The sequence below is a fragment of the Pseudoalteromonas sp. SG43-5 genome, from assembly GCF_014164345.1.
Taxonomy (GTDB): Bacteria; Pseudomonadota; Gammaproteobacteria; order Enterobacterales; family Alteromonadaceae; genus Pseudoalteromonas; species Pseudoalteromonas distincta.
The window spans coordinates 176,915-191,338 of the sequence record NZ_JACJFA010000007.1; the positions used below are offsets into that span (position 1 = coordinate 176,915).

13 protein-coding genes are annotated in these 14,424 nt (G+C 39.6%); 12 read left to right on the top strand and 1 reads right to left on the bottom strand.

Annotated elements, in window-relative coordinates:
* From mazG to eno, 3 genes are all read left to right on the top strand, one after another.
* Complete coding sequence (gene mazG / locus H5161_RS10030; RefSeq protein WP_024594978.1) at positions 1-798, top strand: nucleoside triphosphate pyrophosphohydrolase; 798 nt, start codon at positions 1-3, stop codon at positions 796-798.
* Positions 799-960: 162 nt separating this feature from the next.
* The gene (locus H5161_RS10035; RefSeq protein ID WP_033020682.1) at positions 961-2,595 is read left to right on the top strand and encodes a CTP synthase; all 1,635 of its coding nucleotides are present in this window, start codon (positions 961-963) and stop codon (positions 2,593-2,595) included.
* Positions 2,596-2,707: 112 nt separating this feature from the next.
* A complete protein-coding gene (gene eno / locus H5161_RS10040; RefSeq protein WP_002958706.1) occupies positions 2,708-4,006 on the top strand; it encodes a phosphopyruvate hydratase in 1,299 nt (432 codons plus the stop codon).
* 193 nt (positions 4,007-4,199) lie between these two features.
* Here eno and mutH read toward each other — a convergent pair whose 3' ends face one another.
* Positions 4,200-4,871, bottom strand: coding sequence for a DNA mismatch repair endonuclease MutH (mutH, locus tag H5161_RS10045; RefSeq protein ID WP_182672523.1), 672 nt, complete (start codon positions 4,869-4,871; stop codon positions 4,200-4,202).
* A gap of 530 nt (positions 4,872-5,401) precedes the next feature.
* On the opposite strand from mutH, the gene rppH reads away from it, so the two are divergent.
* The 9 genes from rppH (at position 5,402) to H5161_RS10090 (ending at position 14,421) form a co-directional block, all read left to right on the top strand.
* Positions 5,402-5,920: an RNA pyrophosphohydrolase gene (gene rppH, locus H5161_RS10050; protein ID WP_002958704.1), complete on the top strand. Its 519-nt coding sequence runs from the start codon at positions 5,402-5,404 to the stop codon at positions 5,918-5,920.
* Between the two features lie 30 nt (positions 5,921-5,950).
* Positions 5,951-8,215 carry a phosphoenolpyruvate--protein phosphotransferase gene (ptsP, locus tag H5161_RS10055; protein WP_002958703.1) on the top strand — a complete coding sequence of 755 codons (2,265 nt, stop codon included), beginning with the start codon at positions 5,951-5,953 and terminating at the stop codon, positions 8,213-8,215.
* Positions 8,216-8,305: 90 nt separating this feature from the next.
* Complete coding sequence (locus tag H5161_RS10060; RefSeq protein ID WP_182693717.1) at positions 8,306-9,115, top strand: sulfite exporter TauE/SafE family protein; 810 nt, start codon at positions 8,306-8,308, stop codon at positions 9,113-9,115.
* A gap of 13 nt (positions 9,116-9,128) precedes the next feature.
* A complete protein-coding gene (gene lgt, locus H5161_RS10065; RefSeq protein ID WP_002958701.1) occupies positions 9,129-9,932 on the top strand; it encodes a prolipoprotein diacylglyceryl transferase in 804 nt (267 codons plus the stop codon).
* A gap of 13 nt (positions 9,933-9,945) precedes the next feature.
* On the top strand, positions 9,946-10,797 hold the full coding sequence (locus H5161_RS10070) for a thymidylate synthase (RefSeq protein WP_149602248.1): 852 nt from the start codon (positions 9,946-9,948) through the stop codon (positions 10,795-10,797).
* Positions 10,798-10,820: 23 nt separating this feature from the next.
* Positions 10,821-11,699 carry a UTP--glucose-1-phosphate uridylyltransferase GalU gene (gene galU, locus H5161_RS10075; RefSeq protein WP_002958699.1) on the top strand — a complete coding sequence of 293 codons (879 nt, stop codon included), beginning with the start codon at positions 10,821-10,823 and terminating at the stop codon, positions 11,697-11,699.
* Positions 11,700-12,398: 699 nt separating this feature from the next.
* Entirely contained in the window at positions 12,399-13,082 is a 684-nt protein-coding gene (locus tag H5161_RS10080; protein ID WP_024594911.1) for an SPOR domain-containing protein, read from the top strand.
* Positions 13,083-13,189: 107 nt separating this feature from the next.
* Positions 13,190-13,780 carry an SPOR domain-containing protein gene (locus H5161_RS10085; RefSeq protein WP_138488674.1) on the top strand — a complete coding sequence of 197 codons (591 nt, stop codon included), beginning with the start codon at positions 13,190-13,192 and terminating at the stop codon, positions 13,778-13,780.
* A gap of 47 nt (positions 13,781-13,827) precedes the next feature.
* Positions 13,828-14,421 carry a FlgO family outer membrane protein gene (locus H5161_RS10090; protein ID WP_182769190.1) on the top strand — a complete coding sequence of 198 codons (594 nt, stop codon included), beginning with the start codon at positions 13,828-13,830 and terminating at the stop codon, positions 14,419-14,421.
* The last annotated feature ends 3 nt before the right edge of the window (positions 14,422-14,424 follow it).

Genomic DNA, 14,424 nt, shown 5'->3' on the forward strand with positions numbered 1-14,424 from the left:
ATGAATGATAATACAGCGCTTACACAACTTCTTAGCATAATGAAAACACTGCGAGATCCCAAGGGCGGTTGTCCGTGGGATCTCAAGCAAGATTTTAAATCTATTGTGCCGCATACGCTAGAAGAAGCGTACGAAGTTGCCGACTGTATTGAATCAGGCAACTTAGATGAGCTTAAAGGTGAATTGGGTGATTTGCTATTTCAAATAGTTTTTTATGCGCAACTTGCACAAGAGCAAAATCTATTTGATTTTAATGATCTAGTAGAGCAATTAAACGATAAGCTTACCCGTCGTCACCCGCATGTGTTTGGTGGAAAAAAAGAGCTAACAGACGATCAATTATCGCAGCAGTGGCAAGCAATCAAAGCACAGGAGCGAAGTGCTAGAGCGCAAACCGAATCCCCTTCTTTTTGGCAAGATATCCCTGGCAATATGCCAAGCTTAAGTAAAGCCAAAAAAATTCAACAACGCGTGGCTTCCCTTGGCTTTGATTGGCCAACGTATCATGGTGCACTAGATAAAGTGAGTGAAGAAGTGCTTGAAGTAAAAGAAGCGATTGAGCAAGACCCGCTATCTGATCATACAGCGGAAGAGCTCGGCGACTTACTTTTTGCCACTGTTAATGTTGTACGCCATGTTAAACGAGATCCCGAACAACTGCTTCGTAGCGCTAATGATAAGTTTTCAGCGCGTTTTGAAAAGGTAAACGCTTATTTGCATGCGCAAGGTAAAAGCTTAGATACAGCAACCTTTGAAGAGATGGATAGTGCGTGGGATGCGATTAAAAAAGTAAAATAGGCTTAATGTTAAATAGTGCACATTTTTTGTGCGCGTATTAGCTAATTTTAGCTGGATTGATAAGCAGTGTTTTGGTACAATTTCGCCCCGTCTTGATGATATACCCTTAGGCTCTTCTTTGGGTGTTATATTCCTTTTAATTCCTGATATTCTAGGGTTCGCATGAGTACAAAATTTATCTTCGTTACTGGCGGAGTTGTTTCTTCGTTGGGTAAAGGTATTGCCGCAGCTTCACTGGCCGCTATTTTAGAAGCCCGTGGTTTAAATGTTACCATTTTAAAGCTGGATCCTTACATCAACGTTGACCCAGGCACAATGAGCCCAATTCAACACGGTGAAGTTTACGTTACAGAAGACGGCGCAGAAACTGACCTTGATTTAGGTCACTACGAGCGTTTTATCCGTACCAAAATGACTAGTCGTAATAACTTCACACAAGGCCGTGTATATGAAGACGTATTACGTCGTGAGCGCCGTGGTGAATACCTAGGTGCTACTATTCAGGTTATTCCACATATCACTAACGATATTAAGCAACGTGTATACGACGGTGCTGAAGGTTATGATATTGCTATTGTAGAAATTGGCGGCACTGTAGGTGATATTGAATCACAACCGTTTATTGAAGCAATTCGTCAGATGGGAACTGAAATTGGCCGCGAACGCGCGCTATTTATTCACTTAACGCTAGTGCCATTTTTAGGCCCTGCCGGTGAAGTTAAAACAAAACCAACTCAGCACTCTGTTAAAGAGTTACGCTCAGTAGGTATTCAGCCAGATATTCTTATTTGTCGTTCAGACCGTAAACTACCTAATAATGAGCGTGCAAAAATCTCATTATTCACAAACGTAGAAGAAAAAGCGGTTATTTCACTACCAGATGTAGACAGCATTTATAAAATTCCTGCGTTATTAAAAACACAAGAATTAGATAACTTTGTATGTCGTCGTTTTCACTTAGATCCACCAGAAGCTGATTTAGCTGAGTGGGAACAAGTACTTTATCAAGAGTCTAACCCAACGGGTGAAGTGACCATTGGTATGGTTGGTAAATATATTGAATTACCAGATGCGTACAAATCGGTTAACGAAGCATTAAAGCATGCGGGTCTTAAAAATCGCCTAACAATCAACATTGAATACGTAGATTCACAAGACTTAGAAAGCAAAGGTGTTGAATTACTTTCACACTTAGATGCTATTTTAGTACCGGGTGGATTTGGCGGACGTGGTGTTGAAGGTAAAATTTTAGCAGCTAAATATGCACGTGAAAATAAAGTACCATACTTAGGTATTTGTTTAGGAATGCAAGTAGCATTAATTGAATATGCACGTAATGTTGCAGGTTTAACGGATGCAAACTCTACAGAATTTAATGCAAATTCAGAAGCGCCTGTAGTTGGCTTAATTACTGAATGGCTAGATGCTGAAGGTAATGTTGAAACACGTAGCGAAAAATCTGATTTAGGTGGCACTATGCGTTTAGGCGCACAAAAATGTCATTTAACGCCTGGTTCTAAAGTACATGGAGTATATGGCAGCGACGAAATTGTTGAACGTCATCGTCATCGCTACGAAGTAAATAATAACTTCGTAGAAATACTTGAAAAAGCAGGCTTAAGCTTTACTGGTTTATCAGAAGATAAAAAACTGGTAGAAATTATCGAAAATAAAGATCACCCATGGTTTATTGCCGCGCAGTTCCATCCGGAATTCACGTCAACGCCACGTGATGGTCATCCGTTATTTGAAGGGTTTGTAGCAGCTGCACACATCCACCAAAAAGCGAATTCGTAATTTTAAAAGCCGTGCATATTGCACGGCTTTTTTGTTTTAAGGGCTGACTAAGCTATATAAAACGTAGTAAAGTTAGCTGAACTCACCATTTTGGGAATATAGAGGAATCAAGATGTCAGAAATCGTAAAAGTAATCGGTCGCGAAATTATGGACTCGCGTGGTAACCCAACTGTTGAAGCAGACGTACATTTAGCAGATGGTTCTTGGGGTCGTGCAGCAGCACCTTCAGGCGCTTCTACTGGTACTCGTGAAGCATTAGAGTTACGCGACGGTGATAAATCACGTTACTTAGGTAAAGGCGTATTAAAAGCAGTTGGTTATATTAATAAAGAAATTGCTGATGCTTTAGCTGGTCAAAATGCATTAGATCAAAACGCTGTTGATAAAGTGATGCTAGATTTAGATGGTACTGAAAATAAAGAAAAATTAGGTGCAAACGCAATCTTAGCTGTATCACTAGCAACTGCGAAAGCAGCTGCACAGTCTAAAAAAGTTGAGCTTTATGAACATATTGCTGACTTAAATGGCACACCAGGTGTTTACTCTATGCCACTTCCAATGATGAACATCATCAATGGTGGTGAGCACGCAGATAACTCTGTAGATATTCAAGAATTCATGATCCAACCTGTTGGCGCTAAAAACTTCCGCGAAGGCCTACGTATGGGCGCTGAAGTATTCCACAGCCTTGCTAAAGTGCTTAAAGCTGATGGTCATTCAACAGCGGTTGGCGATGAAGGTGGTTTTGCACCTAACCTTGCATCTAACGAAGCGGCTCTTGCTGCAATCAAAGTAGCTGTTGCAAACGCAGGTTACGAGCTAGGTAAAGATATTACTTTAGCGATGGATTGTGCTGCATCTGAGTTTTACGACAAAGAAGCAAACATCTACGATCTTAAAGGTGAAGGTAAAAAATTCACTTCTGAAGAATTTAACTTCTTCTTACAAGATCTTACTAATCAGTACCCAATCGTTTCTATTGAAGATGGTCTTGATGAGTCTGATTGGGATGGCTTTGCACACCAAACTAAACTAATGGGTGATAAAATCCAATTAGTAGGTGATGATTTATTTGTAACTAACACGAAGATTTTAAAACGTGGTATCGACAACGGTATTGCTAACTCAATCTTAATTAAGTTTAACCAAATCGGTTCTTTAACTGAAACTTTAGCTGCAATCAAAATGGCTAAAGATGCTGGTTTTACTGTTGTTATTTCTCACCGTTCTGGTGAAACTGAAGATTCAACAATTGCTGATTTAGCAGTGGGTACTGCGGCAGGTCAAATCAAAACAGGTTCACTGAGCCGTTCTGACCGTGTTGCAAAGTACAACCAATTGCTACGTATTGAAGAGCAATTAGGTGATAAAGCACCGTACAACGGTCTTAAAGAAGTTAAAGGTCAGTAATTCTATTTTACATAGAATGTAACTTTTAATTTTAGATGATAAAATCCTCGCCTATGCGGGGATTTTTTATGCCTGATACTTTTTCCAAAGAGATGAAAATAAATTGTATGCTTTAAGCTTGTTGATGTACGCAGCACTAAAGAGTGGAGCACAAAAGTATAACGCTTTACTCATGCTTTAACTTCTTACGCACTCATAGCTGAAACTGCTGCTTTAAAATATCACCTGTAAAACTGGTTTTTAAATAAAAACCACGGGGTAGGGTTTTAATTATTTGCCCATTTGGGCCAATAGCATCAGTGACTATTTTACTATGAGCAGCTTTGGGGCGTATTTGCATAGCATCGCCTAAATGGCCTGATATTTCGTCGACTCTACCTAGCGCAATTAGCTCCATTTGCTCTTCCCAGTCGCGTTGTAACAAAGCGTCTTGTTCAGGTGAAGGCTGCCACAAAAAGCCGCTGCCGATAGTTCTGTCAAACGGCGCAATATCACGTTCGCTTAAAATTGGCAGCCATAAAACATGATTTAGTTTTTTACGCACAGAGCTGGTATGCCACGTCATTCCCGTTACGTTCATTAAAGGTGTAACCGATACAAACGTAGTTTCCAGTGGCCTACCTTTATAAGAAATAGGCAGTGTTTTTAGCTCAATTCCTAAATCTTCAAAATCGGGGAGGGGTTTTGAGCCTGCAGTAGCGCCTAGTACGTATTCAATGAGTTGCCCAGTCCAGCCTTTTTCACGTAGTAAATCATCTGGCGTTTTAAAATTATACTTGTTAGCAAGTTGTCCTAGCGTTAATCCGGCAATACTGTTAACGCGTTGCATTAAGTCGTTTATTGAGTGTGGTTTTGTAGGTCGCATATTCTTAATTTCGGTTGTATAAATACCATAGCCATGATAGCAAATAGGCTAAGCCGTGGATATCTTTAGGGTTGTACGTTTTTTGCTCGCTTGTTGTTTGTGTTAATTTTGCACATATTGAAATTAAGCTACTTTACTTTAAGTTACTGACTCTGCAGGTTTTTTTAAATGTGCACGTTCAGTTTTGATTAAGCCATTTAAAAGTTGTAAGGATAAATACAACTATATGAACATGTTTATCCACAGAATCTGTGGAGAAGCTAAGTTTTAAGATCTAATATTGTGGATTTGTTTGCAAAATGAGCGTGTTTTACAAAAGTTATGCACAAACTGTGAGTAACTAGAGGAAAACAAGAACCGCAATAGCTTTGTTGAGTTATTTTCTAAATATTTACCTATTCTCTATTAATTTATCAACATACTAAAAGCTCAAACTTAGCTCACTAATTGGCTTGGGTATAATAGTATTTGCCGTATTGCGGCTAATGTGGAACAATCATTAAAAATCGACTTACAAATGAGGCACTAAGGTGATTGATGCCGAAGGTTTTCGTGCCAATGTCGGAATTGTGATTTGCAATAATCAGGGACAGGTTTTTTGGGCCAGACGTTATGGTCAACACTCTTGGCAATTTCCCCAAGGTGGTGTTGATGATGGCGAAACTGCAGAACAAACCATGTACCGTGAATTACACGAAGAAGTAGGGTTGCGACCAGAAGATGTAGAAATAGTCGCAAGCTCAAAACATTGGTTACGCTATAAATTACCCAAACGATTAATCCGCCGAGACTCTAGTCCGGTGTGTATTGGGCAAAAACAAAAATGGTTTTTACTAAAATTACGCTGTAAAGACGAAGATGTAAATTTACTTAAAACCCATCATCCTGAATTTGATGATTGGCGCTGGGTAAGTTATTGGTATCCTGTAAGACAGGTTGTATCGTTTAAACGGGATGTTTATCGACGTGTAATGAAAGAGTTTGCTCCTTTCGCCATGCCTTTTAATAAGAGAGAACAACATAAAGATCATTGGCGAAGTAAAAGGTAGTTAATTCAGAATAAAATAAAGGAGCAGGACATGCTGGCTACACTGAGATCTATTGCGGAGTCTGTATCGCGACAAGCGAATTTAGACAGCGCATTAGTGTGCTTTGTGCAAATGGTTAAAGATGCCATGAAAACCCAGTGCTGCTCCATTTATTTTGCAGATTACAGCCAGGACAATTTTGTACTTATGGCAACCGAAGGGCTAAACCCCGATGCGGTAGGTAAGTTTAGAATTGGTTTTACCGAAGGTTTAGTTGGCCTAGTAGCGCAACGCGAAGAACCTATTAATATTGCATTTGCTAAATCGCATCCTCGTTTTAAGCTCTCCCCCGAAGTAAACGAAGAAGGCTACAACGCTTTTTTATCTGTACCCGTTGTTCATCAAAAAAAAGTACTGGGTGTTATTGTTGTTCAACAAAAAATGGCACGTGTATTTAGCCAAGACGAAGAGTCGTTTTTAATAACGCTTTCTGCCCAGCTTGCTTCACAGTTAGCGCATGCTGAAATTAAAGAAATACTCCGCCAAGATGAGTCATCTCATCAAACGTCTGTTTTAAAAGGCGTATCGAGCGCGCCTGGAATAGGTATAGGGCAAGCATTTGTTGTATTACCAAAACTCGATTTTAAATCTATTGAGCTTTTAAAAGACAGTGACGTTACTGAGCAGCGCCGTTTGTTTACACAAGCTGTAGCTGCAACGCGCAAAGAATTTAATACCCTATCTATGACGCTAAGCGATTCTATTCCGCACGAAGCTCTTGCGGTATTTGATGTGTATCAACAACTGCTTGACGCTAAAAGTTTAGGGCATAATGTTGAAATGCAATTACAAGAAGGCTGGTGTGCTAAAAGCGCCCTAAAAATTGTAATAGAGCGTTTAATATCTCAATTTAATGCCATGCAAGACCCTTATATAAAAGAGCGTGCTGTTGACGTTAAAGACATTGGTCTTCGCGTATTACACCATCTTGTAAATACCGAGCACGCTGTTAAAAATTATCCGGCCAACACTATCTTAATTGCTAATACCTTAACACCCGCCATGCTAGCTGAGGTGCCAAAAGGTCACTTAACAGGCGTTGTAAGCGTAAATGGCTCTGCAAATAGCCATGCTTCTATATTAACGCGTGCGATGGGGATCCCTGCCATTTGGGGTATAGAAGATTTACCTCTACTGCAGTTTAATGGCAAACCGATGATTTTAGATGCATTTGCTGGGCGTTTATATATATCGCCTTCGCAAATGTTGATGGATGAATACACAGAGTTACAGCATCAAGATAACCTACTTAATAACCGCTTTTTAGCAGAGCAAGACTCAGAATCAATTACGCTTGACGGTGAGCATGTTAGCTTATTATTAAACGCAGGCCTTGAGCTTAATACCGAGCAAAGTAGCGCGCATATTTGTGACGGTGTGGGGCTTTACCGTACCGAAGCGTGGTTTATGCAAAAGGGTCAGTTTCCTTCGCAATCAGAGCAAGAAAATTGGTACCGAGAAGTACTAACTAGCTATCATCCTAATCCTGTGGTTATGCGTACATTGGATATTGGGGGCGATAAGGTACTCGATTACTTTAACATTACCGAAGAAAACCCATTTTTAGGTTGGCGTGGCATTCGTATTAGCCTTGATCACCCAGAGTTATTTTTAGATCAACTAAAAGCGATGCTTAAAGCCAATATTGGTTTAGGCAATCTAAAAATAATGCTCCCTATGATCAGCGGCACTGAAGAAGTTGATGAGTCACTTGCGTTATTTGAACAGGCTTATTTTGAGTTAAGTGAAAAATACCCAGAGCAAACCATAGAAAGACCCGACATAGGGATAATGCTAGAGGTACCTTCAAGTGTATTTATGCTTCCAGAGTGGTCGAAAAAAGTCGATTTTTGCTCAGTAGGTAGTAACGATTTAACACAGTATTTATTAGCAGTAGACAGGGCTAATGCACGAGTTGCCGAACTTTTTAACCCTTATCACCCGGGCGTACTCAGGGTACTAAATAAAGTAGCGCGTGAATGTGAGCAATATGAACTGCCGTTTAGTTTGTGTGGTGAACTAGGCGGCGATCCTGAAGGGGCTATTTTGCTTATTGCCATGGGTTACAGGCGCCTTAGTATGAATTTATCATCGCTTAATAAAGTTAAATGGGTACTTAGGCGTTTAAATGTCAGTGACATGGAACAACTATTAAGTGAATGCTTAGCGCAATCCACAGCCAAACAAGTACTACGTTTAACGCGAAGCTTTATGCTAGAGCATAAATTAGGTGATTTGTTTTACACTCCCAAATAAGCTTATACGCCTAATTAATTGCAATACACAGATGCTATTAGTTTTATAATCCTTTAATATATAAACCTTAAAAGGGTATTTGAGATTACTATGTATGACTTAGGTTTGTTAGTCGCAAGCTGCGCACTACTAGGCTGTATTGTTGGGTTTTTAGCTGGGTTACTAGGCATTGGTGGCGGTTTAATTATCGTTCCAGTTCTAAGCACTCTGCTACTGTCATTTAATGTAACGTCGGCTGATCATGTATTAGTAATTGCTATTGCAACCTCACTCGCTTCTATTTTATTTACTTCAACGTCTTCAGCGCTGGCTCATCATAAAAATGATAACGTGCCTTGGGATATTGCCCCATGGGTTATGTCGGGTGTGGCTTTAGGTGCACTTATTAGTGGCTTTGCAGCAAGTTTAATCCCTGAACAAATATTGCGTACAGTGTTTGCTATAAGTGTTGTATTTATTGCAGCGAGAATGGTGCTATCCGCGCGTAATAAACCGATGTCAGATAAACCGTTACCAGCAGGTCCTATTTTAGGTGGATTTTCTGCGATAATGGGCGGATTATCAGGTTTAATTGGTATTGGTGGTGGTGCTTTAATAGTACCTATGCTTAATTATTTTTCGGTTGATATAAAAAAAGCAATTGGCTGCGCAGCCGCGTGCGGAATTGTTATAGCATTATTTGGCTCTGTTGGTTACATCAGCGCAGGCTGGCATGTTACCGATTTAGAGCATGGTTTTGCTGGGTTTGTTTATTTACCTGCATTATTTGGAATTGTTATTACCTCGTGGTTTGTTGCGCCTATCGGCGCCAAAGCAACTCACTATTTACCTGTTAATACAATTAAGAAAGTTTTCGCGGTGCTGCTTGTAGTTATCGCAATTAAAATGGTTTTTAGCTAAAGGTTTATTTTTTATGGCACTTGAGTTTCCTCAAATTGATCCAATTATTTTTTCTGTTGGACCGCTAAGCGTACGTTGGTATGGCTTGATGTATTTAATAGGTTTTGCATTTGCGATGTGGTTTGCAAATCGTCAAGCATCAAAGCCAAATTCGGGTTGGACTAAAGAGCAAGTAAGCGATTTACTGTTTTACGGCATGTTAGGGGTAATACTAGGTGGGCGTATTGGCTACGTATTGTTTTACCAGTTTAGTTACTTTATAGAAAACCCACTGTATTTATTTAGAATAGACCAGGGCGGTATGTCGTTTCATGGTGGAACACTTGGCGTTATAACTGCCGTCGCAATTTTTTCGTGGACGCGTAAAAAGTCGCTTCTTCAAGTGGGCGACTTTGTTGCACCACTGGTTCCTGTAGGGCTTTTAGCTGGACGTATTGGTAACTTTATAAACGGTGAATTATGGGGGCGTGTTACCGACGTGCCATGGGCAATGGTATTTCCAACGGGCGGTCCGCTTGCGCGTCACCCATCGCAATTATACGAAGCATTTTTTGAAGGCTTAGTGCTGTTTTTAATCCTGCAATGGTTTATTAAAAAACCACGTCCAGCAGGCAGCGTAGCCGGTGTATTTTTATTAGGTTATGGCGTGTTTAGATTCTGTATTGAATATTTCCGCCAACCCGATGCACAATTAGGTTTATTTGCCGACTTTATATCAATGGGACAAATACTTTCGTTACCTATGATTGTAGGTGGTTTAGGCTTATTAATTTGGGCATATAAACAACCTAAACAAATAACCACAGCTAAAGCATAATAAGAAGTAATGCATGAAACAATATTTAGAATTATGTCAGCGTATTGTTGACGAAGGGCAGTGGGTCGAAAATAAACGTACAGGTACGCGTTGTTTAACCGTTATCAATGCTGATTTAGAATACGATGTGGCTAATAATCAGTTTCCGATGATCACTACACGCAAAAGTTACTACAAAGCAGCGATTGCTGAATTGCTAGGATATTTACGCGGGTACGATAGCGCTGAGCAGTTTCGTGAAATTGGCTGTAAAACATGGGATGCTAACGCAAACGATAACAATGCATGGCTTAATAACCCTAACCGTAAAGGTGAGGATGACATGGGGCGTGTTTATGGCGTACAAGGCCGTGGTTGGCAACGCCCAGATGGCTCAACGCTTGATCAGCTTTCCAAAGTTATTAATAACTTAAAAAATGGCATTGATGACCGTGGTGAAATAATCACGTTTTATAACCCAGGTGAGTTTGAGCTTGGTTGCCTGCGCCCGTGTATGCATACACACACTTTCTCCTTACTTGGTGATACGCTATATTTAACGTCATACCAGCGAAGCTGTGATGTGCCGCTTGGCCTTAATTTTAATCAAATTCAGTGTTTTGTGTTGCTTGCGCTAGTGGCTCAGATTACCGGCCACAAAGCGGGTAAGGCGTATCATAAAATTGCTAATGCACATATTTACGAAAACCAACTTGAGCTGATGCGTGATGTGCAGTTAACGCGTGAGCCATTTGCATCACCTCAGTTAAAAATTAATCCAGAAATTAAATCATTAGAAGACATAGAAACGTGGGTAACACGAGACGACTTTGAAGTAACAGGCTATCAATGCCACGAAGCGATTCAATATCCATTTTCAGTATAATAAAAGATTAAGGAAAACATAAAATGAAAGCAGTGATCCCAGTAGCAGGCCTTGGTACTCGTATGTTACCAGCCACTAAAGCAATTCCTAAAGAAATGCTGCCAGTGGTAGACCGTCCTTTAATTCAATATGTAGTAAACGAAGCCGTTGCTGCAGGCATTAAAGAAATAGTGTTAGTAACTCACTCAAGTAAAAATTCAATCGAAAATCACTTCGATACGAGCTTTGAACTAGAAGCTACTTTAGAAAAGCGTGTAAAGCGGCAACTACTTGCCGAAGTGCAAGCAATCTGCCCTAAAGACGTAACCATTATTCACGTACGCCAAGGTGAAGCAAAAGGCTTAGGCCATGCTATTAGTTGTGCTGCGCCTATTATTGGTAACGAACCGTTTGTAGTTATTCTACCTGATGTAATTATTGATGATGTAGAGAGCGATCTTAAAAAAGATAACTTAGCAGAAATGATCGCTAATTTTGAGCAAAACAAGCATAGCCAAATAATGGTTGAGCCAGTACCAATGGATGAAGTAGATAAGTTTGGTGTGGTTGATTTAGGCGATGTTGACTTAAAACAAGGTGAAAGCTCGCCAATTTTTAACATGGTAGAAAAACCGCCAGTAGACGAAGCGCCATCTAACTTAGCTGTAGTGGGTCGATACGTATTAAGCGAAAACATATGGCCGTTACTTGCAAAAACTCCGCAAGGAGCAGGCAATGAAATTCAATTAACTGACGCAATTGCGATGTTAATGGAACACGAAAAAGTAGATGCATACGCTATAAAAGGCCGTAGCCACGATTGTGGAAGTAAAATTGGTTATTTAAAAGCGACTATTGAATTTGCACTTCGTCGCGATGAATTTGCTGATGAATTAAAGTCATTTATTAAAAAACTGATTTAACAGTTAATGTAAATCATGAAAGGCGCCTATATCGGCGCCTTTTTTATGAGTTTTATCAGGCCTGTTTATCTTTCGAGGTTAAATTTGCAGCAGGCTGTTTGGTATTTAGGCAAGGCAGAGCCGATGTAGTGTGGTTATTCCCCATAAATAGGCGATAACGTAGCATAGATGCCAAACATGCGCTGCCCGAAGGGTTCTGCCTCGGGGCAATTTACTCTTTGTTGCCTACATGGATGTAGGTAAGGGGCGTGAGCAGGACGCGGAAGCTTTACTCGGTTTTTACTTATTCTTACAGGGATGTAAGTCAGTAGAATAACGCAGGAGCAGTTATCGAGCCCACTAGATTACAAACCTCGCGCCGCGATTAAATGGCCCCTAGATTGAACAAATTTTAATCCTGAAAGGTCAACAGGCCCTAGAATAAAATAGGAAAGGAGCCTCTCTAAAAATAAAATTTTTAGGTCATTACAGACATATTGTTATTTATGTTGTAAAGTTTGTGTTAACTGGCATTGAATTTGTATTAAATAATGCTCTCAAGGAAGGGTGGGAGTATGCAACGTTGTGTTTTACAAAACACTGACAAGCATGCGAAGAGCTAAGTTTTATAGCTTACAGCTTAAATAAAGTTAAACGCTTTCTTGTGAGAATGTTTAACTGAAATGTAGTGAAAAACACTGCTTTCAGGACAGCAAATACATGTTTATATATAAAAAAAATAACATTGGGCTTTTACTTAGCTTGCTAATGCTTTTATTTGGCACAGCATGCAGCGTTACGCCTGAAATAAAAACCATTGACGAACAACCTCAAAGTAACTCGCCAGACTACGTATCAATTACAGCCCTTGAACTTGCTCAGCTAAAAGATGCTGCAATGCAGTGGCAACAAGCACGCGAAGGTATAGAGCGAATTTTAAGATTAGAAAAAGAAATAACTTACCTCGTAAATCATATTGATATTATAAACAGCAAAGCTATTGCGCAGTCTAATCAAGGGTATAGCAGCAAGTCTGTACGCTCACCTCGAAACACACGTAATGTTAAATCACGCCAACAAGTTAAACAAAACTACAGCAATAAAAAACAAGCTGTAAAATTAAATAAACCAAAACATGTATTTGCTTTGCAGGTAGCTTCGGTTGACTCAGAGCAAGGTGTGGCTAAAGCATGGCAAGAGCTAAATACTAAAGCAGCACCGTTGTTTAGAGACAAAATATTGACTAACGTAGAAACCGCCAAGATAAACGACAAAATGTTTTACAGACTAAAGCTAGGCTCTTACCAAAACTTTAAAAATGCAAAAGCAGACTGTGACGTATTCAAGCTGTATAAACTCGATTGCATAGTAAGTAACTACACCGATAAGCCAGTAAGGCTGTAGTTAAGAAACTTGCTTAAAAATTGTTTATCCATAAAATACACCCTTCATAATTAAATACGTTTAGGGGATAAATAACCCCCTAAACAACGTCATTTTAGGGAAGTTAAATGTTATTAAAATGGAGTTTAGAATGCATGATGCTAATGGGTGTACTTGTTTTATCTGCATGTAACTCATCTCAACAAGTTAAAATGACTCAAGCAACCCCGCAACCGATTCTTATTGAAAAGTCTGATTTAGAGCAGCTCAAAATCTCTGCGGCACAATGGGAAAGCTCTCAACCAAAAGTAGAGGAGCTACTCAAGTTAGAAAATAAATTAACGCAGCTTGCTACTAATCTAAAACAACTGAATGATTCTGATTCTCTAAATAGTCTTGTAAATGATGAAGTCAATAACGAAAGTATATTAAAAACCCACTCGGCATTGTTTGCTTTACAAATTGCCGCTTTTAAAAATAAAAATGCATTGCATAAGAAGCTCAGCGAATTCCAAGAAAAAATACCACAAAATATTATCTCACCCACTGAGATAAATGTAGAAACCGTAAGTGTTAATAACACAACTTTTTATCGATTGAAGTTAGGTGCTTATAGTAATTCAGCGGACGCAAAAAGTGATTGTTTAGCCCTTATAAAGCAACAAGTAACATGTTTTGTTAGCTACTATGTTCAACAACCTTACAGAAGTACGATATAGGCATACAAATTGCTTGTCCTCAGTATGTTTTGAAGAGGATGGCAATTATGCGCCTTTTACTGCCTGTATTATTTTTAAATTTAGCTGCTTGTAACTTGGTGCCACCACCAGAACCAAGTGTGCCTACAAATGCACCTAAAGCGGCCATGGCTCCTTTTACGGTTAATGACTATGTAGTTAATTTAACGTCGCAACTTAACCACCTAAATGGAGCGTTAAATGCTAATGCACGTGTTGGCGTTAGTAGCTTCTTTTATGCAGATGCACTAGATACAAAATTAGTGACAGGGCAGGCCTCAGGCTTAAGTCAGCAGATCCAAGAAAGTCTGCTTACGCAATTTACTCAACTAGGTTATCACACCGTTGAGTACAGACTTGGGAATAACCTCTCTTTATCAGAAAACTCAGACAGTATTTTAAGTCGCGATTTAAGTAAATTACGTAATCGCCAAAATATTGACTTAGTTATCACAGGAACAGTGACTCGCCAGCAGCATGCATACATAGTTAATGCACGGCTTGTGAATATAGAAAATAAACAGGTGCTCTCTGCGGGAAGTACCGAGATCCCAATTAATGTAATGTGGGGCAATGAGAAAATTCAGCAGCGTGACGGACTTTTATACCGAAGCGAATACTAATTT